The organism is Stenotrophomonas sp. 86156_Sma (assembly GCF_056481625.1).
Map to the genome: position 1 here is coordinate 5031151 of NZ_CM151157.1, position 26443 is coordinate 5057593.

Here is a 26443-nt window from a genome sequence, read left to right on the forward strand (position 1 = left end):
AATGGTTGGGCCGCGAGCGGTACGGATTGTTCCGGGACGCCAGCCGATTGTCCCGGCCTCTGCCGAGGCTTGTCGTGCAACAATACTGCACCGTCCAGTCTGCTTATGTTCAGCCGACGGGCCCGATCCTTCGATGTCTAAAAAACGTTAATGGTGCCCATGTCGGCTTCCGCCTCCAGTCTGGTGCAGTTATCCAACGTCCGCATCGACCGGAGCGGACGCACGATCCTGCGCGACGTGTCGCTGCAGGTGCCCAAGGGCAGCATCACCGCCGTTCTGGGTCCGTCCGGCAGCGGCAAGTCGACCCTGCTGGCGGCGCTGACCGGCGAACTGCGCCCGGTCGCCGGCGAGGTCACCCTGTTCGGCAAGCCGATTCCGCATGACAGCGGCGCGCTGCTGGAAATGCGCAAGAGCGTGGGCGTGCTGCTGCAGGGCAACGGCCTGCTGACCGACCTGACCGTGGCGGAAAACGTGGCGCTGCCGCTGCGTACGCACACCCGCCTGCCGACCGCCGTGCTGCGCCGGCTGGTGCAGATGAAGCTGCATTCGGTGGGCCTGCTGGCCGCCGCCGATGCCTGGCCGCGCGAGCTGTCAGGTGGCATGGCGCGCCGCGTGGCGCTGGCCCGTGCACTGGCGCTGGACCCGCCGCTGATGATCTACGACGAGCCGCTGACCGGGCTGGACCCGATCGCCTCGGGGGTGATCATGAGCCTGATCCAGCGCCTCAACCACAGCCTGGGCCTGACCAGCATCATCGTCAGCCACCACGTGCACGAGACCCTGCCGATCTGCGACCAGGTGATCGCGATCGCCAATGGCGGCATCGTGTTCCAGGGCACGCCCGAGGCACTGCAGTCCAGCCAGGACCCGCTGCTGCGGCAGTTCCTGCACGGCCAGCCCGATGGCCCCATCCCGTTCGATGCCGCGCCGCGCGCGAGGGTCGCCTGATGCCGTTCGTTCAAGCCACCCGCTCGCTGGGTCGTGCCGGCCTGTTCTCGCTGACCGTGCTGCGCGGTTCGCTGCCGACCCGTGATTTCCTGGCCGAGTTGACCCGCGAGATCTACAAGATCGGTGCGCGCTCGCTCCCGATCATCGCCGTCGGCGGTGCCTTCGTCGGCCTGGTGCTGACCCTGCAGGGCTACCGCACGCTGACCACCTTCGGTGCGGCCGACGCACTGTCGACCCTGCTCGGGCTTTCGCTGTACCGCGAGCTGGCACCGGTGCTGACCGCGCTGCTGTTCATTGGCCGCGCTGGCAGCTCGATCGCCGCCGAGCTAGGCCTGATGCGTGCCACCGACCAGATCAAGGCGCTGGAGCTGATGGCGATCGACCCGGTGGCCAAGGCGGTGGCGCCGCGCTTCTGGGCGGCGGTGCTGACCGTGCCGCTGCTGACCGGCATCTTCTGTTCGCTTGCAATCAGTGCCAGCTACTTCGAAGCGGTGCACGTGCTGGGCCTGGACAATGGCGTGTTCTGGTCGGCGCTGCGCAACAGCGTGGACTTCTGGGACGACTTCGGCGTGGCAATGCTGAAGTCGGCGATCTTCGGCGGCACTGCCGCGCTGGTTGCCGCCTATGTGGGTTTCCACGCCGAGCCGACCATTGAAGGCACTTCGGTGGCGACCACCCGTGCGGTGGTCAACGCTTCACTGCTGGTGCTGATGTTCAACTTCGTGCTGTCGGCAATGTTGTTCACCTAACCCCTCCACCGGCGGTGCGCAGGCGCGCGCGGCCACAACGACTCGATCAGGTAATCCACATGGCCATCCGCGGTCCCAGACTCGAATTTTCCGTCGGCGCCTTCCTGCTGCTTGCCCTGGCCTCGCTGATGGTGCTGGCCGTGGCCTCGACCAACCAGCGCTGGAGCTGGGGCAGCGAAGGCTACGACCTGAAGGCACGCTTCTCCCAGGTCGGCCAGCTGCGCAAGCAGGCGCCGGTGAAGATCGGCGGCGTCACTGTCGGCCAGGTCGCTTCGATCGACCTGGACCCGGTGAAGTTCGAATCGATCGTCACCCTGCGCATGGACAGCAAGGTCAAGGACCTGCCGGCGGACACCTCGGCCGGCATCTTCACCAGCGGTTTGCTCGGCGAGAGCTATATCGGTCTGCAGCCGGGCGGTGATCCGGACGTGCTGAAGGCCGGTGACGAGATCGTCTTCACCCAACCGGCGGTGGACCTGATCCAGCTGGTCGGCAAGTACATGTTCAGTGGCGGTGCCGGTGGCGGCGCTGCTCAGAAGCCCAACGATGGCGCGCAGGCGCCTGCAACGGAACCGCAACCATGAAGATGAAACTGATCCCGGCCCTGCTCGCCTCGGCGCTGCTGGCGGCCACCCCGTTCCTGGCCCAGGCCCAGGCCGCTGCGCCGGCCGCTGCCGCAACGCAGAGCCAGGCCGGCAAGGTGGTGATCGATGCCAGCAGCCGCATCCTGTCCACGCTGCAGCAGCGCAAGAGCGAGTTCACCAGCAACCCGGCCAGCCTGCGCAGCTACATCGACAGCGAGCTGACCCGCACCTTCGACCGCGACTACGCCGCGCGCCTGGTGCTGGGCCCGCACGCCCGCGGCGCCTCCGACGCCGACATCAAGCTGTTCGCCGATGCCATGGCCGACAGCCTGATGCAGCGCTACGGCTCCACCCTGCTCAACATCCAGGGCAAGCCGAGCTTCCGCCTGAAGGGTGAAAGCCCGCTGCCGGGCAATCGTGGCGTGCGCGTGAGCACCGAACTGGTGCGCGCCGGCAACGAACCGACCCCGGTCGAGTACTGGATGCGCAACGTGAACGGCCAGTGGAAGATCTTCGACGTCAACATCGAAGGCATTTCCTACGTGCAGACCTTCCGCAACCAGTTCGACACCCCGCTGCGCCAGAAGGGCATCAAGCAGGTGGCCAACGAACTGCACAGCGGCAGCATGCAGGCCGGGCCCGCGGGCAATGGCAAGTAACGCACTGGCGCTGCTGGAAGGCGACACCCTGCGCCTGCGCGGGGTGCTCGACCGTGCCGCGGTGATCGCACTGTGGCCGCAGCTGCAGGCCCTGCCGGCAAAGCTGTCACGGCTGGAGCTGGGTGAGGTCGAACGCGTGGACAGCGCCGGCCTGGCGCTGCTGGCCGAGCTGGCCGCACGTGCGCGCAAGAGCGGTCACCCGCTGGCAGTCTCCGGCGCGCCGGCCGGCTACAACGAGCTGAGCGCAGCCTACCGGCTGTCGCCCGACCTGGATTTCAACGCTACTTCTGCTGCGAGCTGACATGAACGTCGTACGCACTTTCCCCCTGATCGTCCTGGCCACCGCCCTGACCGCCTGCGCCGGCAAGCCCGCACGCAGCGATGCGCCCGCAGCCAGCACCGTGGTCCCGGCCAGCACCATCGCCGAGGTCTCTGCCGCCACCGCCGATACCGCTACGGTCGATGCCGCACCGGCAACAGCCGTGGTTGCCGCACCTGCGCCGGCCACGCCGCCATCCGCACCGGCCCGCAGCGCCGACACCGATGCGGCCAGGGCCGCGGCGGCGACCGCACCCGGCGGTGACGACGACTTCGATGCCCTCTACGGCGGTGCCGGCAACACTGGCAGCGCGGCAGCCTACGATCCGTGGGAACCGTTCAACCGCAAGGTGCACACGTTCAACAACGCGGTTGACCGTGGCATCGCCCGCCCGCTGGCCACGGCCTACACCCACGTGGTGCCGCGCTTCGCCCGCACCGGCGTCAGCAACTTCTTCAGCAACCTGCGCGCACCGGTGACGATCACCAACCAGCTGCTGCAGGGCCGCGGTGCCGATGCGTGGGACAGCCTCGGCCGCTTCCTGATGAACAGCACGCTGGGTATCGGCGGCCTGTTCGATCCGGCCAGCAAGGCGATGGTGCCGCGTCGCAATGAGGACTTCGGCCAGACCCTGGGTGCCTGGGGCTGGCGTCGTTCGCGTTACGTGGAACTGCCGTTCTTCGGCCCTCGCACCGTGCGCGATGTGTTCGGCCTGGCCGGTGACATTCCGCTGTCGCCGATCCGCCGCATCGAAGAGGACAAGATCCGCATCGGCCTGCAGGGCATGCAGCTGGTCGATACCCGCGCGCAGCTGCTGGCGATCGACGACCTGCGTGACACCGCCGTGGACGAGTACTCGCTGGTACGCGATGCGTGGATGCAGCGCCGCAACTACCAGATCGAGAACGATCTGCGCAGCAAGCGCGACCGTGGCCACGACGATGCCAATTCGCCGATCCCGGTCGATGCGATGCCGATGCCGCAGTGGACGCACTGAGTCCGGTCTGCAGCGCATGAAAAACCCCGCCTCGGCGGGGTTTTTCTTTTCCGGTAGGTGCCAACCTTGGTTGGCACGCTTTCCTCAGGCTGCCAGCGCTGCCTCGATGGCCTCGCGCAGGCGCGCGTCATCGGCAGCCACGTCCGGGGCGAAACGCGCGATGACCTTGCCGTCGCGGCCAACCAGGAACTTCTCGAAGTTCCACAGCACCGCCGGTGCTGCGTGGATCGGGATCTCCTTGCTGGCCAGGCGCTCACGCAGCGGGCCTTCGCCGATCGACTGCGGCTGGGCGGCGGTCAGCTGCTGGTACAGCGGATGGGTATCGTCACCGGCCACGCTGATCTTGGAGAACATCGGGAAGCTGACGTCGTAGGTGAGCTGGCAGAACTGCTGGATCTCCGCCTCGCTGCCCGGCTCCTGGCCGAGGAAGTTGTTGGCGGGGAAGCCCAGTACTTCCAGACCCTGCGCGTGCTTTTCCGCATACAGCGCCTGCAGGCCTTCGTACTGCGGGGTCAGGCCGCACTTGGAGGCGACGTTGACCAGCAGCAGTACCTTGCCCTGGTAGTCGGCAAGCGAGGACGGCTGGCCGTCGATGGTGGTGAGGGAAATGTCCTGGATCGGGGTGCTCACGCGGGGCTCCGGCAACAGCGGGGAATGGCCCACCAGCATAGCGCCGCGCGATGGCGGTAGTGCCGGCCGCTGGCCGGCAATCGTGCGACCGTTCGCAAGGGTTCATGCGGTTGCCGGCCAGCGGCCGGCACTACGATCAGTCCACGCAGATCGTGCCCTGCGCCTTGCCGTCATCAATGCGCTGGCGGCAGCCGAAGTTCTGGCGCACATCGCGCTGGCAGGTACCGGTAGCGGCGCTGCCAGCGGCCACCTCGGGACCGGCCAGGCACTGGCCCGTGCAGTCGCTTTTGCGGCTGCAGGCCTTGTCGGCATCGGCATAGGGAATCACGCACTGCTCGCGCTGCAGCCGGCCGAGCCGCTGCAGGCTGCCACCGGCGGCCTGGCAGTCGACGTCGCGCGCTTCGCGATACGCCTCGGCCGCTTCAGGGCTGGTGGCTGCGGCAGGTGCCGCGGTCGTATCGGCAGCCGGTGGTGCGCTGCTGCAGGCGGCAAGCAGCGCGGTCAGGACAAGGCTGGTGAAGCGGCGCAGGCGCATGACGATACCTGATCGAGGCGGACAGGCCGCCAGCATACGCATCGGCGATGCAGGCGGCGTGTCAGCGTGGCTCAGGCCTCGTCGCCGTCACTGCCTTCCTCTGCTGGCAGCGCGTCCGGCAGCAACTGGCGGCTCTGCTCAACCGGCAGCGACTCGACATCCCTCAGCTTGCGGGCGATCGCGCGGGTGCGCACCCCGGTCTGGTCGATCTGCTTGCTGGCCTGGTCCAGCTTGGCCTTCACGTTGTCCAGCACATCGCCGAACTTGCCGAACTCGGTCTTCACCGCACCCAGCAGGCTCCACACCTCGCTGGACCGCTTCTCGATGGCCAGCGTGCGGAAGCCCATCTGCAGGCTGTTGAGCAGTGCGGTGATCGTGGTCGGCCCGGCGACCACCACGCGGTGGTCGCGCTGCAGCAGATCGACCAGGCCGGGGCGCCGGATCACCTCGGCATACAGGCCTTCGGTAGGCAGGAACATCACCGCGAAGTCGGTGGTGTGCGGCGGCACGATGTACTTCTCGCAGATCGACTTGGCCTGCACCTTCACCGCACGCTCCAGCTGCGCACCCTGCACGCGTACCAGTTCGGCGTCACCCTGCTCCTGTGCGTCCAGCAGGCGCTCGTAGTCTTCGCGTGGGAACTTGGAGTCGATCGGCAGCCACACCGGCGTGTCGTCGCTGCTGCGACCCGGCAGGCGCACGGCGATGTCGACCATCTCGCCACTATCCGGGCGTACCTTCACCCCGCGCGCGTACTGCTCCTGGATCAGGGTCTGCTCGAGGATGTTCTCCAGCTGTACTTCACCCCAGCTGCCGCGCGTCTTGACGTTGGTCAGCACGCGCTTGAGGTCACCCACGCCGGTGGCCAGCTGCTGCATCTCGCCGAGGCCGCGCTGCACCTGCTCCAGGCGCTCCGAGACCAGTTTGAAGGACTGGCCAAGGCGTGTTTCCAGGGTGGACTGCAACTTCTCATCCACCGTCACGCGCATCTGTTCCAGCTTCTGCGCATTGTCGCTCTGCAGCGCGCGCAGCTGCTCTTCCAGCGTCGTGCGCATCTCGGCGATGCGCTGCTCGTTGCGCTGGGTCAGTTCCTGCAGGCGCAGGCCAAGGCTTTCAGTCAGGCGCTGCTGCGACTGCGCGCCCTCCTCGCGGCCCTTGCGTGCATCGTCCACCAGGGTCTGCCGCAGCGCGCCGAGCTGGGTATCGGTACGCCCGGTGAGCTCCTGCAGCTGCTGGCCAAACGCATGGATGCGGGCTTCCTGCTGCTGGCCAAAGGTCTCCAGCTGGCCGCGCAGCTCCTGCAGCCGCTGTCCCATCAACGCCGCGCCGCGCTGCTGGCTCTCGGCCGCTTCGGCGCGCGCCTTGCGGGCATCTTCGCCCAGCGCTTCGCGCAGCAGGTCCAGGCGCTGGTCGGTGCGGGTGGACAGATCGGTCAGCGCGCGGGCGAAGCCATCGAGCTGTTCGCGCAGCTCGCTGCGCCCGGCCCGCGCCTCCTCGCGCACCGCCTGTTCCAGGCGGTCATGCGGCGGGCGGCGCAGCAGGGCGACCAGCTGCAGGATGAGCACGGCCAATAGAAGGCCGCCAATGAGCAGATATTCGGTTTGCATGGGGCAAGTGTAGGCTGGCCGAGTCTCAACTGCTGCGTCAGGACCATGGTCGTCCTCTACGGAAAGCCCACCTCCATCAATGTGCGTAAAGTGCTGTGGCTGCGCGCGGGGCTGGATCTGCCCCTGCACCACGAACCGGCCCCCTCGCCGGACCTGCTGGCCACGCTGAACCCCAACCGGCAGGTGCCGGTGCTGCGTGATGGCGACTTCGTGCTGTGGGAATCCAACAGCATCTGCCGCTACCTGGCCGCGCGCGCCGGTCGCGAGGATCTGCTGCCACATGCAGCAAAGGACCGGGCCCGGGTGGAGCAGTGGATGGACTGGCAGGCCAGCGACCTCAACAGCGCATGGCGCCATGTGTTCATGGCGCGCGTGCGCCAGCATCCGGACTATCCGGATGACGCCCGTGCCGAGGCCAGCCTGGCGCAGTGGAACAGGCTGATGGGCGTCCTTGATGCACAGCTGGCCACTACCGACGGCTACGTGGCGGGCAACACCTTCACTCTGGCCGACATCGTGCTCGGGCTGTCGACCCAACGCTGGTGCAGCACGCCGGGCAGCAAGCCGGTACTGGCACACGTAGATGCCTGGTTCGAACGCCTGCGCCAGCAGCCCGGTTTCGCCGAGTACGTCGACAACGGTGTGGCCTGAGCAGTGGCTTCTGCAGCTGTTGGCAGGTGTCGACCTTGGTCGACACGGCTGATCCACGCCATGCGTGGATGAAGCGCTGTAGAGCCGGGCGCAGGCTCGGCTCCACAGGAAAAACCGGGCCTTACCAGCCTTCCAGCACGATCTTGCCCTTGGCGCGGTGGCTCTCCAGCAGCGCGTGGGCACGCCGCAGGTTGGCCGCGTCGATGCGCCCGAAATGCTCGCCCAGGGTGGTCTGCAGCACGCCTGTGTCGATCAGCTCGGCCACCCGGTTCAACAGGTCGTGCTGGCGCTGCATGTCGGCGGTCCTGTACAGCGGCCGGGTGAACATCGATTCCCAGTGCAGGGACAGGGCCTTGCGCTTGAGCGCCATCACGTCGACCTGGCCGGGATCATCGATCAGCCCCAGCTGGCCCTGCGGCGCCAGCAGTTCCACGATCTGCGCGTAGTGCTGGTCGGAGTGGGTCAGGCTGGCCACGTGCTGCACCTCGCTGATGCCGAGCCGCGCCAGGCCCTCGGCCAGCGGCAGGCTGTGGTCGATCACATGGTGTGCGCCCATTGCGTACGCCCAGTCCTGGGTATCCGGACGCGAGGCGGTGCCGATCACCGTCAGTTTCGTCAGCTTCCGCGCCAGCTGCACCAGGATCGAACCGACACCGCCGGCAGCGCCGATCACCAGCAGGGTCTGGCCTTCGCCACCGCCCTCGGGGATGCGCAGGCGGTCGAACAGCAGTTCCCAGGCGGTGATCGCGGTCAGTGGCAGCGCGGCGGCGGCGGCATCGTCGAGGCTGGCCGGCTTGCGGCCGACGCTGCGTTCGTCCACCAGCTGGTACTCGGCGTTGCTGCCCGGGCGATCGATGACGCCGGCGTAGTAGACCGCATCGCCGGGCTGGAACAGGGTCACCTCGCTGCCCACCGCGTCGACGATGCCGACCGCATCCCAGCCCAGCACGCGCGGGCCATCGGTGGTCACGCCGCGACGGACCTTGGTGTCGACCGGGTTCACCGCCACCGCGCGTACCGCCACGCGCAGGTCACGCGGGCCGGGCAGCGGCAGCTCCAGTTCGATGTCGATCAGGGCCTGGGCATCATCGATCGGCAGGCCGGCTTGGGTGTAGGCAATGGCGCGCATGGCAGCGGTCCAGTGGGGAAGGAGGCGACAGGTTGCGCCGCACGCGCTCCCGCAGAAAGGCGCAGAATCGGGCAGCACTTTCACTCTGGCAATGAAGATGATCCGCTTCGACGATCTGCAGCTGTTCGTCCGCACTGCCGCACTGGGCAGCTTCTCGCAGGCGGCGCGCGAGGCCGACCTGCTGCCCGGACAGGTCGCCGCGGCGGTGGCGCGGCTGGAACGCGAGCTGGACCTGCGCCTGTTCGTGCGCACCACCCGCAGCCTGCGCCTCACCGGCGAGGGTGCGCTGTACCTGCCGTATGCGCAGGAGGTACTGGCCACCCTGCGCGAGGGCCAGGCGCGCGTGCAGGGCGAGGACACCGAGCTGCACGGCACCCTGCAGCTGTCGGCGCCCTCGGACCTCGGCCGCAACCTGCTGCTGCCCTGGCTGAGCGCCTTCCGCGCTGCGCACCCGCGGCTGCGCCTGCACCTGCGCCTGTCCGACGAGGTGGCCGATGTATTCCGCGACCCGGTCGACGTGGCCATCCGCATCGGCCACTTCGACGACGCCAACTACGTCGCCCTGCCGCTGCTGGAAGGCAATCGACGCGTGCTGGCCGCCTCGCCCGGCTACCTGCAGCGGCGTGGCACGCCCACCCGCCTGGAGGATCTGCGCGAGCACGACTGCCTGGTCTATCAACTCAACGGCCGCGCCTACGATCGCTGGTCATTCGAGGTCGACGGGCGTCGCAGCGTGATTCCGGTGCGCGGTCCGCTGGTCTGCGACGACGCCGATGTAGTGCGACGCTGGGCCGTGGCCGGCGAAGGCATCACTTACAAGTCCTGGCTGGACCTGCGCGAGGACGTGCTGGCCGGGCGCCTGCAGCTGCTGCTCGATGGTGTTGGCAGCAGCATCCCGCTGCAGCTGGTATGCCCGCACCGCAAGCAGTTCTCGCCAGCGGTACGGCAACTGCATGCGCAGCTGCGCTAGCACCTGCAACCGCTGCTGTCTGGCATGCCCACTGGCCTCACCCGCCCCCTGTCGCCAACGGCGGCACTGGCCGACAATGGCGGCCCCCCGTAACAAGAGAACGCCGCCATGCCGTGGATGGGCATCCAGGACCTGTGGACGTTTCTGGTCGCCGTGCTGGTGTTTCTCGCCCTGCCCGGCCCCGGCACCTTCACCCTGCTGACCGCCACCGGCCGTGGCGGCGTGCGTGGCGGCTACACCGCGTTGGCCGGCCTGCTGGTCGGTGACCAGATCCTGATGTGGCTGGCGCTGGCCGGCGTAGCCGCGCTGCTCAAGGCCAACCCGCTGGTGTTCCACGCGGTGCAGTACCTCGGTGCGGCCTACCTGGTGTGGGTGGGCATCAGCCTGCTGCGCACACCGAAGCACGAGAGCGGCGACGCCGGCCCGATCCGCATGCAGCCGGGCCGCTACTTCCAGCAGGCGATCCTGGTCAGCCTGCTCAACCCGAAGGCGATCCTGTTCTACATGGCCTTCCTGCCGTTATTCATCGATCCGAAGGCACACCAGGGCATCGCCACCTTCGCTGCGCTGGCCGGCATCATTCTGGTGGTCAGCATCGCCTACTGCTCGATGCTGATCGGCGTGGGCAACCTGGCCCGTCGCCGCCTGATCCAGCACCCACGGATCAGCGATGCGCTGCGCCGTGTGGCAGGCCTGTTCCTGGTGGGGTTCGGCATCCGGTTGGGGCTGAACGGATGAAACCCTGGCCGACGGCGATGGGCGCCCTGCTGCTTCTGGCCAACACGACCGCCCCGGCGGCCACCGCACAGGATCATCGCTGCCTGAGCGGCGGCCGCAATGACGGCATCCATCTGGAATGGCGTTGGCTGGATGACGGCCAGGCCGACGTTCGCTATGCCGGGCAGCGCGAACGCCTGCTGCTGCGCCGGGTTTCAATGGAGACCACGGTGCTGGCCGAAGACCGCCCCTACCAGTTCGACAGCGTCTGGGAAGAGCGCATCAACGGGCGCCTCAATGGCCGCTACCTGCTCAGCACGCAGGGCGCGCTGGTGCTGGACCTGAGCTACGAGCGTAGCCGCGACGGACGTCGCACCACCTTCCACGATGACGTCGAGGCCTGGCAGGAAGACGGCTGCCGCTGGCCCGGCAAGGTGGCCGAGTGAGCACCATGGACGACGACACCCTGCTGGAGCGCAGCTGGGAATATCGGGAGGAGACGCTGTACCGGCGGTTGTTCGGCGATACCGGGCCGGGGATCTATCCGATCGACATGGATCTGCTGCGCAACGTCTTCAAGCAGGACCAGATCGACCCGCGCTGGCTGCATGTCGGCGTCAATGCCTGCCCTCCGCACGGTGATCGAAGGCACTGGATCTATGTCAGCTCCGGCCTGTCCAACCCCTGGGAAGGGCGGCACGAAGATGGCGATTCGGGGTTGGGCATCGAACTGATGCTTGAGACGCAGGAAGAAGCGACCTGGGCACTGACCACCTTGCGCTGGTTCACCGCGTACCACCTGCTGCTGTGCCACTCACGCATGCCCGGCAATCCGTTGGCGCCATGGGACCGGCTGAAGCTGGGGGGGCCGGTGGATCACGCAGGGAGCATGCTGCAGGCGGCCGTCTTCGTTCCGTCGTTGCATTTCCCGGGACCCCAGCAACTGCCATCGGGACGATTCGACTTCCTGCAGCTGCTGCCATTGACCCTGGACGAGCATGCGTTCGGCCGCGCCCAGGGCTTCGAAGTGCTGGTGGCCCAGTTGAGAACCCAAGGTGCGGCGCCGGTGGTCGATCCGCAGCGGGTCAGCATCGATCTGGCCCCTGCTCTCACGCTTCAAGCGCCTCCCGGCTCGCCTTGAGGGATCGAATCATTTCGAATCCTGCCGGCATTTGTGCCGATTCCGGCAGAATGCTCGGAGTACAGCCGCGCCGGTGACGCATCTGACCCTCGCATGACCCCCGTCAGTGGTAATGCTGCGCTGCGTTCGGTCACACTCGGGAACTTGTCGTTCTTAGTCACCCCTTCCGAGGCCTGCATGTCCCTGTTCCGGCGCAAGTCCCTAGATTCCGTCACCGTCCACGAAGCCGGCAGGCGCCTGATCCCGACGCTCAGCTGGCCGCACCTGATCGCGCTGGGTATTGGCGCCATCGTCGGTACCGGCATCTACACGCTGATCGGCGTCGGTGCCAACCTGGCCGGCCCGGCCGTGCTGATCTCCTTCGCCATCGCCGGTGCGGTGTGCGCCTGCGCGGCACTGTCCTACGCCGAGCTGTCGACGATGATGCCGGCCGCCGGCAGTGCCTACACCTACAGCTACAGCGCGCTGGGCGAGGTGTTCGCCTGGGTGGTGGGCTGGAGCCTGATCCTGGAGTACTCGCTGGTGGTGAGTACGGTGGCGGTGGGCTGGTCCGGCTACTTCGTCGGCTTCCTCGAATGGGTCCACACCCAGTTCGGCTGGAACGTGCACCTGCCAGCGTGGCTCGCAGCCGGCCCGCACGTGGAAGGCGGCATGATCAACCTGCCGGCGATCGTCATCACCTGGCTGGTGGCCGGCATGCTGATGGCCGGCACCAAGGAAAGCGCCACCCTCAATGCCATCCTGGTGGTGTTCAAGCTGATCGCGCTGGCCATCTTCGTGGCCGTGGCCCTGCCCGCCTTCGACAGCGCCAACCTGCAGCCGTTCATGCCGTATGGCTTTGCCAAGTCGATGGGCCCTGATGGCGTCGAACACGGCGTAATGGCGGCGGCAGCGATCATCTTCTTCGCCTTCTACGGCTTCGATGCGATCTCCACCGCCGCCGAGGAAACCAAGAACCCCGGCCGCGACCTGTCGATCGGCATCATCGGTTCGATGATCGGCTGCACCATCGTCTACGTGCTGGTGGCGCTGGCCGCGGTCGGTGCGATGAGCTACGCGGTGTTCGGCCATAGTGCCGAGCCGCTGGCCCTGATCATGCGTCAGCTGGGCCATCCGACCGCGGCGATGGTGATCGGCGTGATCGCGATCATCGCGCTGCCGACGGTGCTGCTGGCCTTCCTGTACGGCCAGAGCCGCATCTTCTTCGTGATGAGCCGCGATGGCCTGCTGCCGCGTGGCCTGTCCAAGGTCAACGCACGTACCGGCACGCCGGTGGCGACCACGCTGTTCACCGCGGTGGTGGTGTCGGCGCTGGCCGGTGTGGCCCGCCTGGACGAGATCGCGGCGCTGGCCAATGCCGGCACCCTGGCCGCGTTCACCGCCGTGGGCATCTGCCTGGTGGTGCTGCGCCTGCGCGAGCCGAACCGCGAACGTACCTTCCGTACCCCGCTGGCCTTCGTGGTTGGTCCGCTGGCCGCGCTGGGCTGCATCTATCTGTTCCTCAGCCTGCCGCACAGCACCCAGCTGTACTTCCTGCTGTGGAACCTGGCCGGCCTGGTGCTGTACTTCCTGTACAGCCGCCGCCACGCGCTGATCGCGAAATAACCGGATCACCGGTAGTGCCGGCCGCTGGCCGGCACCTCGCATCCTGTTGATACGGGCAATGCCGGCCAGCGGCCGGCACTTCCGCAGGGCGGTCAACCGCCCTGCTTTGCAGCGTAGTCCTGCGCCTGCCGCATCACCCGCAGCAGGTTGCCGCCCCAGATGCCGGCAATCTGCTTCTCGGTATAGCCCTTGCGCAGCAGCCACGCGGTGATCTTCGGCAGCTGGCTGACATCGGGCAGGTCGCTCAGGCCACCGCCGCCATCCCAGTCCAGGCCGATGCCCACGTGCTCGGGGCCGACCACCTTGAGGATGTGCTCGAAGTGGGCGAAGAAGTCGTCGAGGCTGGCATGGCGCACCGGGTGCTCGTGGTCCAGCGCCTGCTCGGCCTTCAGCAGGGCAACGCCCTGTTCGATGCCCATGCCTTCCCAGCCACCCAGCTGCTTGCTCAGCGCTTCCTCGGCCTGCTTGCGCTCGGGCGTCTTTGCGGTGTCGATCAGGTAGCCGCCATAGGCGTTCACCTGGATCACGCCGCCGGCCTTGGCCAGCTTGCGCAGGCGCGCGTCATCCAGATTGCGCGGGTGGTCGTAGACCGCCTTGGCCGAGCTGTGCGACAGCACGAACGGCACCGGCATCATCGCCAGCAGGTCGTCGAACACCGCATCCGAGGCATGTGACTGGTCGATCACGATGCCCAGCTTCACCGCCTGCCGCACCAGGTCCTTGCCGGCCGGGCTCAGGCCTTTCCACTCCGCACCCTTGGGATCGGTGGCCGAATCGGCAAACTCGTTGTTGGCGAAGTGCACGGTGCTGAGCAGGCGCAGGCCGGCGCGGTGGTAGAACGACAGCAGGCTCGGGTCTTCCACCAGCGGGCTGGCGTTTTCCATGCTGATGTAGACCACGCGCTTGCCGGCGGCCTTGATCCGCGCCGCGTCATCGGCGGTCAATGCCAGCGCGAAGCGCTCGGGGTTGGCCGCCAGCATTTCGCGGATCTCCAGCAGCCGCTGCAGGCCATGGTCACGCTCGGCGAGGTGCGCGGCGGGGCTGCGGTCGCCCTGATCGGTGTAGATCGCCCAGAAGCCGCCGTCCAGCGCACCTTCGACCATGCGCGGGTAGTCAACCTGCGAAAGCGCGTTGCGGTCGTGACGCTGCTCTATGTCGAAGCCGGTTCGGCCGAAATTGGCCGGCGTATCCAGGTGGCTGTCGAGGGTGACCAGGCGCTGCTGCAGGGCCTTGGCGCGCGCCAGCTCCTGTGCGCTGAACTCGATGGCATGAGCCGACAGCGGCGCGCACAGCGCCAGGGCAAGCACGACGGACAGGTGGCGCAACGATGGCATGGGCTCTCACCGGCAATGGGAAGAGCCCGACCATAGCGCTGCGGCCCGCGGATTTGTAGAGTCGAGCTGCGCCCCCTCATCAATGGAGCGCCACTTTCACGAACGCATCGCAATGCGCGGAAAGTTGACCGCCGGGCAGTGGACATGATTCATGCCCGGCGAACGCAGAAGCGGACCGTCAGTCCACCACGCGGCAGAACACGGCCTTGAGGTAACGCGATTCCTGCACGTGGGCCATGAACGGATGGTCCGGACCGGCGCCGGCCACCTTCAGGATCTGGATCGTGCGGCCGGAGAAATAGGCCGCGCGGCGCAGCATGTCGAGGAACTGGTCCTCGGCCACCAGGCCGGTGCAGGAGAACGTGGCGAACAGGCCACCGGGCTTGACCACGCCCAGCGCCAGCTTGTTCATGTCCAGGTACTTCTTCAGCGCAGTGATGACCTGGTCGCGGTCGCGGGTCATCTTCGCCGGGTCCAGGATCACCACGTCGTACTGCTCACCGCGGTTGGCGGCGTCGCGCAGCCACGGGAAGATGTCGGACTGGACGAACTTCGGGCGCACGTTGTTCAGGCGCGAATTGCCCTTGGCGATCTGGATGACGTCTTCATCGATGTCGATGCCGACCACTTCAGTGGCACCACGCGCCGCTGCGTACACGGCGAAACCGCCGGTGTTGCAGCACAGGTCGAGCACGCTCTTGCCTTCCACCTGCTGGCTCAGCCACTCGCGGTTCTCGCGCTGGTCGGCAAAGAAGCCGGTCTTGTGCGCACCGGCCGGGTCAGCGCGGAACTTGATGCCGTACTCGGTGATCACCGCCGCTTCGGTGGTGGTGTTGCCGTGGAAGTCGAAGCTTTCCTGCTTCTGCACGTGCTCGTCGGCGAAGCTGTGGAAGCGGCAGCCCGGGAACTGCTCGCGCAGGGCGTCGTAGATCCACTCGCGGTGGCGGAACATGCCGGCGGCGAAGAATTCGACCACCACCAGATCGCCGTAGCGGTCCACCACCAGGCCGGACAAGCCATCGCCCTCACTGTGCACCACGCGCCAGGCGTCGGACACCGCGTCGAGCTTCAGCACCTCACGGCGCAGCGACACCGCCTGGGCGATCTTGCGCGAGAACCAGCCGGCATCCACCGGCACGTTCTGGTCGGTTTCGAGGATGCGCACGGCAATGCGCGAGTGCCCGTTGTAGAACCCGCGACCAATGAACTCGCCGTCGATGCCGACCACGTCGACGATGGAACCGGGCTTGGGCCGGACGGTCGGCTTCTCGACCAGTTTCTGGAAGATCCACGGGTGGCTGGAACGCCACGCGTTCTTGAGGCGGACAATTGGAAGGGGGGTATTCATCCACCTATTGTAGCCGGGGGGCGCTTTCGTAGAGTCGAGCTGGCGCGACGGGCGTTGCTGAACGGCCCGGGCAAGGCGTGCCAACCAAGGTTGGCACCTACCAGGGCGGGCCGGCCGGCGTGCCAACCAAGGTTGGCATCTACCAGGGCGGGGGCCCCGGCCACCCGGCATTTGACGGCAGCCCGGCCAGGCCGCAGAATCGGCGCCAGAAGGGGAGTAGCTCCCAGACGTTGTCGCCGTCATTTCGAGCCCGCAGGCTCCGGTGCAACGGCAGTTCCAGCCGACTGGAACTGCGAGCGAGACCTTCGCCGTACTGGCGAAGCTCTGTCCCTGGATCCCCCTCCCGATCCTCCGTTGCAGATCCTCGCCGTCCGGCCTGGCATTCATCTTTCCAACGGACATTCCCAATGCAGACGATCGGTAACGTGTGGTTGTGGGGCGGCTTCGCAGCGGTGGTGGTCATCGCCCTGCTGGTCGACCTCGTGTTGATGCGCCATGGTGGGCCGCACAAGGTCACCTTCAAGGAGGCCCTGTGGTGGTCCATCGGCTGGGTCGCGCTGGCCCTGCTGTTCAATGCGGGCCTCTGGTACTACCTGAATGAGACCGCCGGCCAGGTCGTGGCCAACAAGGTCGGCCTCGAATTCCTGACCGGCTACCTGGTCGAGAAGGCGCTGGCGGTCGACAACATCTTTGTCTTCCTGATGATCATGAGCTACTTCGCGGTGCCGGAGGAGCAGCGCCAGAAGGTGCTGATCATCGGCATCCTGGGCGCGATCGTGCTGCGTACGGTCATGATCTTCGCCGGCAGCGTGCTGATCACCCAGTTCCATTGGCTGCTCTACGTGTTCGGCGCCTTCCTGCTGTTCACCGGCTGGAAGATGTGGTTCGCCGCCGGGCAGGAGCCGGACCTGGAGGCCAACCCCGCCCTGCGCTGGATGCGCAAGCACCTGCGCCTGCTGCCGGATTACGCCGGCAACGCGATGAGCGTGAAGCGCGACGGCGTGCGTTGGTTCACCCCGCTGTTCGCGGTGCTGATCCTGATCGCGGTCACCGACGTGATCTTCGCCGTGGACAGCATCCCGGCGATCTTCGCGATCACCACCGACCCGTTCATCGTGCTCACCTCCAACGTGTTCGCGGTGCTGGGCCTGCGCGCGATGTTCTTCCTGCTGGCCGGCATGGCCGACCGCTTCCACCTGCTGCCGTACGGCCTGGCGCTGGTGCTGGGCTTCATCGGCATCAAGATGATGATCATCGACCTGTTCAAGATCCCGACCCCGATCTCGCTGGGCGTGGTGGCGGTGATCATCGCCGCTACCGTGGTGTTGAGCCTGAAGTACCCGCCGAAGGAAGGCGAAGGCCAGGCCTGAGCCTGACCCGCTGGATGGCGCGGCCGGTGGGATTGTCCCGCCGGCCGTTTCCACTCTCCCGCGGCGGTGGCCTTGGTTTCGCGCCAACCACCGCCATTGCTGAGGTATGAACAACAACGCGCCCCTGCCCGCTGGCGACGTGCCGGCCCCCCGCAATGACCGCTCGCGCATCCTGCGGGCGTTCAATGTCAGCCTGGCCGCCGTGCTGGTGCTGGTGGCCGTGTTCGCCCTGCAGGGTACGTTCGACTGGCGACCGTGGGCGGTCGCGCCACTGGAAGCCAAGGGCCTGCTTGGCCTGATCGGCGGCCCGATGCTGCATGCCTCGGTCGAGCACATCGCCGCCAACAGCATCGCGATCCTGATCCTCGGCACGCTGGCCGGCAGCGTCTACCCGAAAGCCACCGTGCGCGCCCTGCCCCTGCTGTGGCTGGGCTCGGGCATCGGTGCGTGGATGCTGGGCAATCCGGGCAGCGTGCACCTGGGCGCCAGTGGCGTGACCCACGGCCTGATGTTCCTGCTGGCCAGCCTGGGCCTGCTGCGCCGCGATCGCGCGGCCATCGCCACCGGCCTGATCGGCATGCTGTTCTACGGCGGCATGCTGATGACCATCCTGCCGCACGCCGATGGTGTGTCCTGGCAGTCGCACATGGGCGGCGCCTTCGCCGGCATCATTGCTGCGCTGCTGTTCCGCAACGCCGACCCGCTGCCGCCGCGCCCGCGCTACAGCTGGGAAGACGAAGAAGAAGACGTCGAACCGCTGGCCGACGACGAGCTGGAGCCGCCGTCACCGCAGCGCGTGCCGGTGCTGTGGCAGCCGCGCGAGGGCCAGGACTACGTGGTGATCCCGTTCCGTCGGCCGGAAGACCCCCGCGGTTGAGGTGACCGGTAGTGCCGGCCGCTGGCCGGCAACCTCATGAACCGGTAGTGGCCGACCTTGGTCGGCACTCCTGGCGTGTGCCAACCAAGGTTGGCATCTACCAGAGCCCGTCAGTTTGCCGCATTCCCCGCCGTGCCCATGCCATCCACCGCCTGCCGGCCCAGCGCCGGGTCATCGGTGAAGAAGGCATCGATGCCGGTAGCCAGATAGGCACGCATCTCGGCAATCGAACCCTCGGCATTGCGCGCGTTGTCGGCGCCCTTGCGCAGGTTGCTGGCCTGGAAGTGGTTCTCCGGACGGAAGGTGTACGGAATCACCATCAGGCCCACTGCATGTGCGTCCTGTACCAGCGTGGTCGGAGTGCTCAGCGCGCCCTTGGCGTCCAGCGGAATGATCGAGCGCAGTTCCGGGCCGATGCTGTCGGCGTAGCTGGCGATGTCCTTCAGTCCTGCCGGCGTCATCATCTGCGCGTAGGTCAGCTTGCCACCGGCCTTGGCGATGTCGGCCGGCTGCGTATCGCCTTTCCACAGTAGCTGCAGCAGGCGGATGTTGCTGCCCCGCCCGATCTTGCCGCGCAGGTAGCGCAGGTTGGCGGTCTCGAACGACTGGATGGTGACCGGGCCCACGTTGGTATAGGCATTGCCGCGCAGCGCGGCCAGCAGCTTGTCTTCCATCGGCAGGCCGATCGACTGGAAGTAGGTCGGATGCTTGATCTCCGGCACCAGGCCGATGCCGCGGTTGGCACGGCCGGCCTGCTGCACCAGGAAGGCAAGGATCTCGTCGAGGCTGGCAATGCGGAACTGGCCATCGTAGGCAGTGCTGCGCAGTTCCGGCAGGCGCTCACGCGCGTACAGCGTCTTCAGCTCGGCCAGGGTGAAGTCTTCGGTGAACCAGCCATCGACCTTCTGCCCGTCGATGACCTTGCTGGTGCGGCGGCTGGCGAATTCCGGATGCGAGGCGACATCGGTGGTGCCACTGATCTCGTTCTCGTGGCGGGCCACCATCACCCCGTCCTTGGTCATCACCAGGTCCGGTTCGATGTAGTCGGCGCCATCGGCGATGGCCTGCGCGTAGGCCGCCAAGGTGTGCTCGGGCAGCAGTGCGCTTGCCCCGCGGTGGCCATAGACCGACACCTTGTGCGCGGCCGGGGTGGAGGATTCAGCACTCATGGCCACCGATGGTGCCACGGCCAGCGACAACAGCAACGCACAACCCCACGACTTCACTGCGACTTCCCCAAGCGGTATGTGATGGGCGTCAGTATGCGGCGGCAATGTGACAGGCGGGGGACCCCATGGATCCGGTAGTTGCCGACCTTGGTCGGCGCTCTGCCAGCCGGCGTCCATGACCCCGGACGCCCTGTGCCAACCAAGGTTGGCACCTACCAGAGCGAAGGTTGGCGCCTGCCAGAGCATGAGCCGAGCGATTGATCGATGACGGGGTCAGAGATCCCTTCGGGGATCTGGCCCCGACCTTACTTGCCGATGCAGAAGCTGGAGAAGATCCTTCCCAGCAGGTCATCGGCACTCATCTGCCCGGTGATCTCGCCCAGCGCGTCATGCGCCAGCCGTAGTTCCTCGGCGGCCAGTTCCAGGTGCTCATGCGCCAGCTCACCATCGGCGCGCTGCGCATGTTCCTGCGCGCGCTCGATCGCATCCACATGGCGCGTGCGTGCGGAGAACTCGCCGTCCACCTGCTCGCCCGCCCCGGCCGAGGCAATCGAGCGCAGGCGCGCGTGCAGATCTTCGAGTCCGGCGCCGGTGGCGGCCGAAACGAACACGCGGTTCGGATCGTCCAGCGTCGGCAGCGCCGTCAGCAGATCCGACTTGTTGTGGATGTAGACCTTGTGCGGCACCGCCGCCACGGCGCCGCCCAGCGCCGCTTCGCCGGCCGCCGGATCGCGCGCATCCAGCACGATCAGCGCCAGGTCCGTACGCTCGATTTCCACATGCGCGCGGCGCATGCCTTCGCGTTCGATGGCGTCGCCACCGTCGCGCAGGCCCGCGGTGTCGACCAGGGTCAGCTCCAGGCCGTCCAGGCGGATGGTCTCGCGCAGGGTGTCGCGGGTGGTGCCGGCGATGTCGGTGACGATGGCGCGTTCGCTGCCGGCCAGCGCATTGAGCAATGAACTCTTGCCGGCATTCGGCGGCCCGATCAGCACCGCATGCAGGCCATCGCGCAGGCGTCGGCCGCGCTCGGCATCCCGCCGCAGCAGGGCCAGGTCGCTGCGCGCCTGTTCCAAGCCACGGCGCACCTGTGCTCCACCGAGGGTATCCAGCGGTTCGTCGGCGAAGTCGATGGCCGCTTCCACATGGATGCGCAGCAGCACCAACTGTTCGACCACGGCGTCGATGCGGCGCGAGAACACACCATCCAGCGAACGGCGTGCAGCGCGCGCGGCACGGTTGTCGCCCGCGGCGATCAGGTCGGCGATGGCCTCGGCCTGGGCCAGGTCGAGCTTGCCGTTGAGGAACGCCCGTTCGCTGAACTCACCCGGGCGCGCCTGGCGCGCACCGAGCGCGATGCAGCGCGCGACCAGTTGCTGCAGCAGCACCGGGCTGCCATGGCCCTGCAGCTCCACCACCTCTTCGCCGGTGAAGCTGTTCGGTGCCGGGAACCACAGCACGATGCCATCGTCGATGACCTCGCCGTCGGCATCACGCAGGCGCGCGTAGTGCGCGTGGCGCGGACGCAGTGCAGGTGCACCCAGCGCATTGGCAATCGCTGCAGCGCGCGGGCCGGACAGGCGCAGCAGGCCGACACCGCCGGCGCCGAGCGCACTGGCGATGGCCACGATGGTGTCGGTGCGGATCGCGTCGTTCATGGCTCAGAGTTTCTCCAGCTGCGCACGCACCTGCGCCGCGCCGCTGCCCTGCGGCTGCAGCGCCAGGTAGGTGGTGTAGGCCTGTTTGGCCTTGGCCTTGTCGCCGGCGTTGAAGTAGGCGTCGCCCAGGTTGAGATAGGCCACGGCGCGCGAGGGGTCGATCTTCAGTGTGTTCTCCAGCCAGCGCGCCGCTTCGGCATAGCGCTGCTGGCGGTAGTAGACGAAGCCGAGGTTGTTGGCGGCCTGGGCGAAGTCCGGGCGCAGCTTCAGCGCCTCGGTGAACTGGGCTACCGCTTCGTCGTACTGCTTCTCGCGGTACAGCTGCAGGCCGCGGTCGTTGGCCTGCTGCGCGCGCTGGCGGTCGGATGCCGGGCCGGCGGTGGGCACCACCAGCTTGGCCTTGCCACCCTGCAGGTCGGCCACGGTCACCGGCGCCTGGCTGCCCTTGGCCTCGCTGGCCGCATCCACCTTGTTGTTCAGCGCGATCGCATCGGCGGTCAGCTGGCGCGTATCGGCGTTGAGGAATTCCTGGCTGTCCGGCACCTGGAACACGAACTCGCCGCCCTGCGAACCGGGCAGGCTGCCGAAGGCCGGGGTCTGGTGCGAGACCGCCGAGACCGCCGGCGCCACGTAGGCGGCCAGTTCGGTACCGGTGATCAGGCCATCGCCGTTGAGGTCGCCCTTGCCGGCCAACGCCTGCAGCAGCACCCAGGTGAACACCGAGTGGCCGTTCGGGCCGGCATCGGCCACCTGCTGGTCGGCACCACCGGCGGTCAGCATCTGACGCGCGCTGCGGCGGGCGTTCTCGCGCAGGAACGACGACGACGAGGGGCCGCCACGGGTCAGGCCCAGGCCGCTGTAGCAGGCATCCATCACGAACATCACATGCTTGGCCTGCATGCTTTCGGCGATGTTCTGGATGTCGGTCATCGCAATCGCGTCGGTGGCGAATTCCTTCGGGTCCGAATCGACCGGGATGATGTAGCCGAGGTCGCGCCCGGAGGCGAGCTGGCGGGTCGCGCCATGGCCGGCGAAGAACACGAACACGCGGTCGTTCTTGCCGGTGCGGTCGTCGGCCAGGCGGTCGTGGAAGGCGGCCAGGATGTTGTTGCGGGTGGCCTGCTCGTTCTTCAGCACGATCACCTGCGAGGACGGGAAGCCGAACTGCCCGGTCAAGGTATCGGCCACTGCCTGAGCATCATGGCTGGCGTACTCCAGCTTCGGCCACTTGGCGTAGTTGTCGATGCCGACCACGATCGCCCACGACTTCTCGTAGCCGGTGGTGACGGTGGCGGCACCGGCGTCGCCCTTTCGCGCACGGGCGACGGTGAAGTCGCGGCCATTCCAGCCGGCGAAGTGGTAGCCATCGGCGATCAGCCGGTCGAGGATCTGCGGCAGCGCCTTCACCGCACGGTCGTGGATGTCGTGGAACAGGATGATGCCGCGCTGTTCCTTGTTCACCTGGTCGAGCACGCGCTGCACGATCGACTCCGGTACCGGGTCGGCCCAGTCCATCGAGTCGATGTTCCACATGATCGACTTCAGCCCGGCCTCGTTGAGCAACTGCAGGCCTTCGGCGTTGCGCGCACCATACGGGAAGCGGAACAGCGGCGCGCGCTTGCTGTCGACGTCCTTCAGCAGCGTGTCGGTGTCGAGTACCTGTTGGCGCAGCGCATCCCCGGTGGTGCGCGACAGCTGGGCGTGGGTCAGGCTGTGGTTGCCGACCGCATAGCCCTCTTCCATCAGGTTGCGGCTGATCTTCGCCATCGGGCCCAGGCTGACCTTGCCATCGGCCTCGACCTTGCCCAGGTTTCGGCCCACTTCGAAGAACACGCCCGGCACGTCGTAGCGCTTGAGGATGGCCACCACTTCATCGGTGTAGGCCTTGTGCGGGCCATCGTCGAAGGTCAGCACCACGGTCTTGGCCGGCAGGTCGCGGCCGAAGATTTCGCGGTCGCTGTCCTTCATGGACATCGGGTACGGCTCGATCACCCCGTAGTCGCGCAGGATCGCTTCGCGGCTGTAGTCCTTGTGCAGGTGCGCGATGTAATCGTCCCACTTCTCGCGCTTCAGCTCGATGGCGCGGGTGCGCTCGAAGCGGCTGAAGATGCGGGTCAGTTCCTGGTTGTAGTTGCGTTCGATCTCGTCGAGCGCCTCCAGGTCCTCGCCGATGCGCTGGTGCAGCTTCACCGCCGGCAGCGACGAATCGGTACCGACCCGCTCATGCAGATCACGCAGCACTTCGCGGAAGGCCAGGCGGTCGGCATCGAACAGTTCCGGCGCGGACTCGATGTAGTCCAGCACGGTACCCAGGGTGGCGAAGCGCTGCGGACTGGAACCGCGCAGCAGGGTGTCGAACTGCGCGGCGATGGCCGTACGTTGCTCCAGGCCGTCATGGAACAGCTGCTGGCCCACACGCGTGGAGGTGCCGCGGTCGGCGGCCGACTGCTGTTCTTCGTCGGCCAGCAGCACGATGATCCGACGGTAACCGTCGAGCTGCTTCTGCAGCGCAGCCAGCAACGGCGCGGCGGCCGGGTCGGCGGCGGCCGCGGCCTGCGCGCTGGGCTGGGTCACGCCGGTTACCGGTGCCTTCGCGTCCTTGTCGCCACAGCCGGCAACGACCAGGGTCAACAACAGCGAGGGCAGGAACAGGCGGAACGACGACGCACGCGGCATGGCGGACTCGATGGATGGAGGAACGGTGTGCCGGCGATTCTAACGCCGCATGCGAAAAGCCCGCCTTGCGGCGGGCTTCTGCGGGTCGGTCGGGGCTCAATGGCAGTCGACCAAGGTCGACTCTACAAAGCCGGCGACCTGCCGGTCGGATTACTTCTTTTTGACCGGGGCCGGGGCGGTGGTGGCCGGGACTGGCTCGCCGCCGTGGCGCTTGGTCATCCACCACTGCTGCAGCAGGCCCAGGCCGCCGTTGACCACCCAGTACAGAACCAGGCCGGACGGCATGAAGGCCATCATGACGCCAAACACCAGCGGCATGAACTGCATCATCTTCTGCTGCATCGGGTCCATGCCCGGTGCCGGGGTCAGCTTCTGCGTGAACCACATCACCGCCACGTTGATCACCGGCAGGATGAAGTACGGGTCGCGTGCGGTCAGGTCCTGGATCCAGCCGAACCAGGGCGCCTGGCGCAGTTCGACCGATTCCACCAGCACCCAGTACAGGGCGAAGAAGATCGGCATCTGGATGAGGATCGGCAGGCAGCCGCCCATCGGATTGATCTTTTCCTTCTTGTACAGCTCCATCATCGCGGTCTGGAACTTCTGGCGGTCATCGCCATAGCGTTCCTTCAGCTGCGCGATGCGCGGCTGGAAACGACGCATCTTGGCGCCGCTCTTGTACTGGGTCGCCGACAGCGGGTACAGCACCAGCTTCAGCAGCACCACCAGGCCGACAATCGCCCAGCCCCAGTTGCCGACCAGCTTGTGCACCTGGTTCAGCACCCAGAACAGGCCCTGGCCGATCACCGCCATCATCGAGAAGCGGCTGTAGTCGACCACGCGGTCCAGGCCCGGCACGTCTTCCTTGGCAATCAGGTTGACCAGCTTCGGGCCGACCCACAGGCGGGCTTCGGTGCTGGTGGACTGGCCCGGGGCCACGGTGAAGGCCGGGCCACGCGCTTCGATCAGGTCACGACCGGCCACCTGCGACAGCACGTAGTGTGCGGTCTGGTCCTTCTGCGGGATCCAGGCGGTGAAGAAGTGGTGCTGCAGCATCGCCAGCCAGCCGCCGGTGATGTTCTGGTTCAGCGTGCCGTCTTCCAGGTAGTCCTTGAACGCACGACGCTGGTACTTCTTGTCGTTGTCGTACCAGGTGGCACCGTTGAAGCTGAAGGAATCCGGGTTGGTCATGCTCCGTGACAGGATGGTCGGGGTGCGGTCCAGGGTGCGGTAGACGTAGCCGTTCCACGGCGCGGCGCCGGCGTTGCTGACTTCATCCTTGAAGCGCACGGCATACTCGTTGCGCGAGACGGTCAGCGTGCGCTTGATGGTCACGCCGTTGTCGGCGGTCCACACGAACGGGATCTGCAGCTCGTTCTGGCCCTTGGCCAGCACGAAGTCCTTGGTGTCACCGACCAGCTTGAAGCCGTCGGCGCCGGGGACCGGGGTGTTCTTGTCTTCGCTGGCCCAGCCACTGATCGCGCTGTACGGGTGCGCGGGGTCTTCGGTCAGCAGGCGGACCGGCGGGCTGCCTTCGTCCTTGGTCTGCGGGAACTGCAGCAGCTCGGCATCGAGCACGCGGCCGCCGTCGAGCACCAGGCGCAGCACGTCGGTGGTGACGGTCACGCGCTGGCTGGCCGGGGTGGCGCTGGCCTGGGCCTGCACGGCGGCCTGCACGGCGGCCTGGCCGGGGGCACCCGGCACCTGGGCGCTGGGGATGGCGCCCGGGGTTGCGCCCGGAACGCTTTGTGCGGCGGCCGGGGCCGACGTGGTCGTCGGTGCCGGGGTCGGAGCAGCCTTTTCACGGCTCCACTCCATCCACAGCAGCACGGCCACCATCAGCCAGGCAAAAATGAGGAATACGCGGGTCTGGTTCATCAGCGGACAGGCTCGGCGGGGCCGGGACGCGATGCCGGCTCGGTCAAAGAAGGAGTTGCGATGCCATCAGGCGGCGGCATTGTGCCGTCCACGCCCGGCGTGGGCAATGCACGCAGGCGACGCAGCAGGCGCAGGAAGGCCTGGCGGATCTCGTCGTTGCTGGCGGAACGCGCAGCACTACGAGCCACGACGACAAAGTCGCCTGGCTGGATATCGGTACGTGTCTGACGCAGGATGTCGCGCAGGACGCGCTTGATCCGGTTACGCCCGACGGCGTTCGGATCAACCTTGCGGGAAACCGCCAGACCCAGCCTGGCCGGCCGGTCAGCCGGCAGCCAGTGCAGGGTCATCAGCGGATCGGACACACGGCGGGCGCCGTTGAAGACCGTTGAGTATTCGGCACGCGTGCGAACCCGCGCAGAGCGAGGGAATCGCTTGCGCGGGTCTGCAGTATTCACTGTCGAAGGGATTGCGTCTGCCGCGATGTGCGGCATGGCAATCAGGCGCTCAGGACTTTGCGGCCCTTGGCGCGGCGACGCGACAGGATCTTGCGGCCGTCAGCGGTCTTCATACGGGCACGGAAGCCGTGGTCGCGCTTACGCTTGAGGTTGCTGGGCTGGTAGGTGCGCTTCGTGGCCATTGGGGGCCTCTCGTATGAATGGGACGGAAAGAACCGGAAATTCTAGAGAGGTACCCCGCCCCAAGTCAACCCCTGGCAGCTACGCGAATTCACTGGGCTGTGCAATAGCTGTGGATGTTTTTGTGAATAAGTAGGGGACAAGCATTCCGAAGGCGGGCGCTCGGTGGTAGTCTGAGCCATCCATTTCCCCCCTTTCCGGCCTGTGTTTGGGCGCCTTGTCGCGTCCATGCCCCGGCCACCGGACGATTATTGCTG

25 protein-coding genes and 1 pseudogene are annotated in these 26443 nt (G+C 67.1%); 14 read left to right on the forward strand and 12 right to left on the reverse strand.

The features are described from left to right. Nucleotides 1–159: 159 nt before the first annotated feature. From ACZK33_RS23210 to ACZK33_RS23235, 6 genes are read left to right on the forward strand one after another with little or no spacing between them, the layout of a single operon-like run. Complete coding sequence (locus tag ACZK33_RS23210) at nucleotides 160–948, forward strand: ABC transporter ATP-binding protein (RefSeq protein ID WP_423174622.1); 789 nt, start codon at nucleotides 160–162, stop codon at nucleotides 946–948. Next, nucleotides 948–1697 carry an MlaE family lipid ABC transporter permease subunit gene (locus ACZK33_RS23215; protein ID WP_005414955.1) on the forward strand — a complete coding sequence of 250 codons (750 nt, stop codon included), beginning with the start codon at nucleotides 948–950 and terminating at the stop codon, nucleotides 1695–1697. Before ACZK33_RS23210 ends, ACZK33_RS23215 begins: the two co-directional genes overlap by 1 nt. A gap of 59 nt (nucleotides 1698–1756) precedes the next feature. Further along, nucleotides 1757–2281 carry an outer membrane lipid asymmetry maintenance protein MlaD gene (gene mlaD / locus ACZK33_RS23220; protein ID WP_010487482.1) on the forward strand — a complete coding sequence of 175 codons (525 nt, stop codon included), beginning with the start codon at nucleotides 1757–1759 and terminating at the stop codon, nucleotides 2279–2281. Beyond that, the gene (locus ACZK33_RS23225; RefSeq protein ID WP_010487479.1) at nucleotides 2278–2940 is read left to right on the forward strand and encodes an MlaC/ttg2D family ABC transporter substrate-binding protein; all 663 of its coding nucleotides are present in this window, start codon (nucleotides 2278–2280) and stop codon (nucleotides 2938–2940) included. Before mlaD ends, ACZK33_RS23225 begins: the two co-directional genes overlap by 4 nt. After that, nucleotides 2930–3241 carry an STAS domain-containing protein gene (locus ACZK33_RS23230; RefSeq protein ID WP_032128488.1) on the forward strand — a complete coding sequence of 104 codons (312 nt, stop codon included), beginning with the start codon at nucleotides 2930–2932 and terminating at the stop codon, nucleotides 3239–3241. The genes ACZK33_RS23225 and ACZK33_RS23230 overlap by 11 nt, the downstream gene beginning before the upstream one ends. A gap of 1 nt (nucleotide 3242) precedes the next feature. Next, nucleotides 3243–4256 (forward strand): MlaA family lipoprotein, encoded by a 1014-nt coding sequence (locus tag ACZK33_RS23235; RefSeq protein WP_423174621.1) that lies wholly within the window; start codon nucleotides 3243–3245, stop codon nucleotides 4254–4256. A gap of 84 nt (nucleotides 4257–4340) precedes the next feature. Here ACZK33_RS23235 and ACZK33_RS23240 read toward each other — a convergent pair whose 3' ends face one another. The 3 genes from ACZK33_RS23240 to ACZK33_RS23250 form a co-directional block, all read right to left on the reverse strand. Next, entirely contained in the window at nucleotides 4341–4886 is a 546-nt protein-coding gene (locus tag ACZK33_RS23240) for a glutathione peroxidase (RefSeq protein WP_010487473.1), read from the reverse strand. Nucleotides 4887–5022: 136 nt separating this feature from the next. Beyond that, a complete protein-coding gene (locus ACZK33_RS23245; RefSeq protein WP_049420934.1) occupies nucleotides 5023–5421 on the reverse strand; it encodes a hypothetical protein in 399 nt (132 codons plus the stop codon). Between the two features lie 71 nt (nucleotides 5422–5492). Next, nucleotides 5493–7028, reverse strand: coding sequence for a DNA recombination protein RmuC (locus ACZK33_RS23250; RefSeq protein WP_049400349.1), 1536 nt, complete (start codon nucleotides 7026–7028; stop codon nucleotides 5493–5495). 45 nt (nucleotides 7029–7073) lie between these two features. On the opposite strand from ACZK33_RS23250, the gene ACZK33_RS23255 reads away from it, so the two are divergent. After that, nucleotides 7074–7679, forward strand: coding sequence for a glutathione S-transferase family protein (locus ACZK33_RS23255; RefSeq protein ID WP_423174620.1), 606 nt, complete (start codon nucleotides 7074–7076; stop codon nucleotides 7677–7679). 121 nt (nucleotides 7680–7800) lie between these two features. Here the strand turns inward: ACZK33_RS23255 and ACZK33_RS23260 are convergent, their stop codons facing one another. Further along, nucleotides 7801–8808, reverse strand: coding sequence for a zinc-binding alcohol dehydrogenase family protein (locus ACZK33_RS23260; protein WP_423174619.1), 1008 nt, complete (start codon nucleotides 8806–8808; stop codon nucleotides 7801–7803). A gap of 91 nt (nucleotides 8809–8899) precedes the next feature. On the opposite strand from ACZK33_RS23260, the pseudogene ACZK33_RS23265 reads away from it, so the two are divergent. The 5 genes and pseudogenes from ACZK33_RS23265 to ACZK33_RS23285 all read left to right on the forward strand — a co-directional run bounded on the left by ACZK33_RS23265 (nucleotide 8900) and on the right by ACZK33_RS23285 (nucleotide 13241). Continuing rightward, nucleotides 8900–9871 (forward strand): annotated as a pseudogene (locus ACZK33_RS23265) (LysR substrate-binding domain-containing protein). Between the two features lie 15 nt (nucleotides 9872–9886). Continuing rightward, a complete protein-coding gene (gene leuE, locus ACZK33_RS23270; protein WP_049420930.1) occupies nucleotides 9887–10516 on the forward strand; it encodes a leucine efflux protein LeuE in 630 nt (209 codons plus the stop codon). Further along, nucleotides 10513–10941 carry a hypothetical protein gene (locus tag ACZK33_RS23275; RefSeq protein ID WP_049420929.1) on the forward strand — a complete coding sequence of 143 codons (429 nt, stop codon included), beginning with the start codon at nucleotides 10513–10515 and terminating at the stop codon, nucleotides 10939–10941. Before leuE ends, ACZK33_RS23275 begins: the two co-directional genes overlap by 4 nt. Nucleotides 10942–10946: 5 nt before the next feature. Then, entirely contained in the window at nucleotides 10947–11636 is a 690-nt protein-coding gene (locus ACZK33_RS23280; RefSeq protein WP_219629534.1) for a suppressor of fused domain protein, read from the forward strand. 177 nt (nucleotides 11637–11813) lie between these two features. Further along, nucleotides 11814–13241: an amino acid permease gene (locus ACZK33_RS23285; protein ID WP_032128498.1), complete on the forward strand. Its 1428-nt coding sequence runs from the start codon at nucleotides 11814–11816 to the stop codon at nucleotides 13239–13241. A gap of 92 nt (nucleotides 13242–13333) precedes the next feature. Here ACZK33_RS23285 and ACZK33_RS23290 read toward each other — a convergent pair whose 3' ends face one another. Next, on the reverse strand, nucleotides 13334–14575 hold the full coding sequence (locus ACZK33_RS23290; RefSeq protein WP_182266965.1) for a dipeptidase: 1242 nt from the start codon (nucleotides 14573–14575) through the stop codon (nucleotides 13334–13336). Nucleotides 14576–14753: 178 nt separating this feature from the next. Next, nucleotides 14754–15923, reverse strand: a complete 1170-nt coding sequence (locus tag ACZK33_RS23295) for a class I SAM-dependent rRNA methyltransferase (RefSeq protein ID WP_032128500.1) — start codon at nucleotides 15921–15923, stop codon at nucleotides 14754–14756. Nucleotides 15924–16330: 407 nt separating this feature from the next. Between ACZK33_RS23295 and ACZK33_RS23300 the strand changes: the two genes are divergently transcribed. Together ACZK33_RS23300 and ACZK33_RS23305 are read left to right on the forward strand one after the other, a co-directional pair. After that, nucleotides 16331–17293 carry a TerC family protein gene (locus tag ACZK33_RS23300; protein ID WP_164090401.1) on the forward strand — a complete coding sequence of 321 codons (963 nt, stop codon included), beginning with the start codon at nucleotides 16331–16333 and terminating at the stop codon, nucleotides 17291–17293. Nucleotides 17294–17399: 106 nt separating this feature from the next. Further along, on the forward strand, nucleotides 17400–18170 hold the full coding sequence (locus tag ACZK33_RS23305; RefSeq protein ID WP_423174618.1) for a rhomboid family intramembrane serine protease: 771 nt from the start codon (nucleotides 17400–17402) through the stop codon (nucleotides 18168–18170). Between the two features lie 110 nt (nucleotides 18171–18280). Here ACZK33_RS23305 and ACZK33_RS23310 read toward each other — a convergent pair whose 3' ends face one another. From ACZK33_RS23310 to rpmH, 6 genes are all read right to left on the reverse strand, one after another. Beyond that, a complete protein-coding gene (locus ACZK33_RS23310; protein ID WP_423174617.1) occupies nucleotides 18281–19396 on the reverse strand; it encodes a glycerophosphodiester phosphodiesterase in 1116 nt (371 codons plus the stop codon). Nucleotides 19397–19644: 248 nt separating this feature from the next. Next, nucleotides 19645–20994, reverse strand: coding sequence for a tRNA uridine-5-carboxymethylaminomethyl(34) synthesis GTPase MnmE (mnmE, locus tag ACZK33_RS23315; protein WP_423174616.1), 1350 nt, complete (start codon nucleotides 20992–20994; stop codon nucleotides 19645–19647). 3 nt (nucleotides 20995–20997) lie between these two features. Continuing rightward, complete coding sequence (locus ACZK33_RS23320; RefSeq protein WP_423174615.1) at nucleotides 20998–23670, reverse strand: polysaccharide deacetylase family protein; 2673 nt, start codon at nucleotides 23668–23670, stop codon at nucleotides 20998–21000. A gap of 150 nt (nucleotides 23671–23820) precedes the next feature. Beyond that, complete coding sequence (gene yidC, locus ACZK33_RS23325; RefSeq protein WP_423174614.1) at nucleotides 23821–25548, reverse strand: membrane protein insertase YidC; 1728 nt, start codon at nucleotides 25546–25548, stop codon at nucleotides 23821–23823. Continuing rightward, entirely contained in the window at nucleotides 25548–26042 is a 495-nt protein-coding gene (rnpA, locus tag ACZK33_RS23330) for a ribonuclease P protein component (RefSeq protein WP_021203275.1), read from the reverse strand. The genes yidC and rnpA overlap by 1 nt, the downstream gene beginning before the upstream one ends. A gap of 5 nt (nucleotides 26043–26047) precedes the next feature. Next, nucleotides 26048–26188 carry a 50S ribosomal protein L34 gene (rpmH, locus tag ACZK33_RS23335; RefSeq protein ID WP_005411729.1) on the reverse strand — a complete coding sequence of 47 codons (141 nt, stop codon included), beginning with the start codon at nucleotides 26186–26188 and terminating at the stop codon, nucleotides 26048–26050. Nucleotides 26189–26443 lie beyond the last annotated feature (255 nt).

Bases quoted from the DNA above. Each gene is read 5' to 3' on its own strand.
- ACZK33_RS23210 (WP_423174622.1), top strand. From the start codon at position 160: ATGTCGGCTTCCGCCTCCAGTCTGGTGCAGTTATCCAACGTCCGCATC.
- ACZK33_RS23215 (WP_005414955.1), top strand. From the start codon at position 948: ATGCCGTTCGTTCAAGCCACCCGCTCGCTGGGTCGTGCCGGCCTGTTC.
- mlaD (WP_010487482.1), top strand. From the start codon at position 1,757: ATGGCCATCCGCGGTCCCAGACTCGAATTTTCCGTCGGCGCCTTCCTG.
- ACZK33_RS23225 (WP_010487479.1), top strand. From the start codon at position 2,278: ATGAAGATGAAACTGATCCCGGCCCTGCTCGCCTCGGCGCTGCTGGCG.
- ACZK33_RS23230 (WP_032128488.1), top strand. From the start codon at position 2,930: ATGGCAAGTAACGCACTGGCGCTGCTGGAAGGCGACACCCTGCGCCTG.
- ACZK33_RS23235 (WP_423174621.1), top strand. From the start codon at position 3,243: ATGAACGTCGTACGCACTTTCCCCCTGATCGTCCTGGCCACCGCCCTG.
- ACZK33_RS23245 (WP_049420934.1), bottom strand. From the start codon at position 5,421: ATGCGCCTGCGCCGCTTCACCAGCCTTGTCCTGACCGCGCTGCTTGCC.
- ACZK33_RS23250 (WP_049400349.1), bottom strand. From the start codon at position 7,028: ATGCAAACCGAATATCTGCTCATTGGCGGCCTTCTATTGGCCGTGCTC.
- ACZK33_RS23255 (WP_423174620.1), top strand. From the start codon at position 7,074: ATGGTCGTCCTCTACGGAAAGCCCACCTCCATCAATGTGCGTAAAGTG.
- ACZK33_RS23260 (WP_423174619.1), bottom strand. From the start codon at position 8,808: ATGCGCGCCATTGCCTACACCCAAGCCGGCCTGCCGATCGATGATGCC.
- leuE (WP_049420930.1), top strand. From the start codon at position 9,887: ATGCCGTGGATGGGCATCCAGGACCTGTGGACGTTTCTGGTCGCCGTG.
- ACZK33_RS23275 (WP_049420929.1), top strand. From the start codon at position 10,513: ATGAAACCCTGGCCGACGGCGATGGGCGCCCTGCTGCTTCTGGCCAAC.
- ACZK33_RS23280 (WP_219629534.1), top strand. From the start codon at position 10,947: ATGGACGACGACACCCTGCTGGAGCGCAGCTGGGAATATCGGGAGGAG.
- ACZK33_RS23285 (WP_032128498.1), top strand. From the start codon at position 11,814: ATGTCCCTGTTCCGGCGCAAGTCCCTAGATTCCGTCACCGTCCACGAA.
- ACZK33_RS23290 (WP_182266965.1), bottom strand. From the start codon at position 14,575: ATGCCATCGTTGCGCCACCTGTCCGTCGTGCTTGCCCTGGCGCTGTGC.
- ACZK33_RS23295 (WP_032128500.1), bottom strand. From the start codon at position 15,923: ATGAATACCCCCCTTCCAATTGTCCGCCTCAAGAACGCGTGGCGTTCC.
- ACZK33_RS23300 (WP_164090401.1), top strand. From the start codon at position 16,331: ATGCAGACGATCGGTAACGTGTGGTTGTGGGGCGGCTTCGCAGCGGTG.
- ACZK33_RS23305 (WP_423174618.1), top strand. From the start codon at position 17,400: ATGAACAACAACGCGCCCCTGCCCGCTGGCGACGTGCCGGCCCCCCGC.
- mnmE (WP_423174616.1), bottom strand. From the start codon at position 20,994: ATGAACGACGCGATCCGCACCGACACCATCGTGGCCATCGCCAGTGCG.
- ACZK33_RS23320 (WP_423174615.1), bottom strand. From the start codon at position 23,670: ATGCCGCGTGCGTCGTCGTTCCGCCTGTTCCTGCCCTCGCTGTTGTTG.
- yidC (WP_423174614.1), bottom strand. From the start codon at position 25,548: ATGAACCAGACCCGCGTATTCCTCATTTTTGCCTGGCTGATGGTGGCC.
- rnpA (WP_021203275.1), bottom strand. From the start codon at position 26,042: ATGCCGCACATCGCGGCAGACGCAATCCCTTCGACAGTGAATACTGCA.
- rpmH (WP_005411729.1), bottom strand. From the start codon at position 26,188: ATGGCCACGAAGCGCACCTACCAGCCCAGCAACCTCAAGCGTAAGCGC.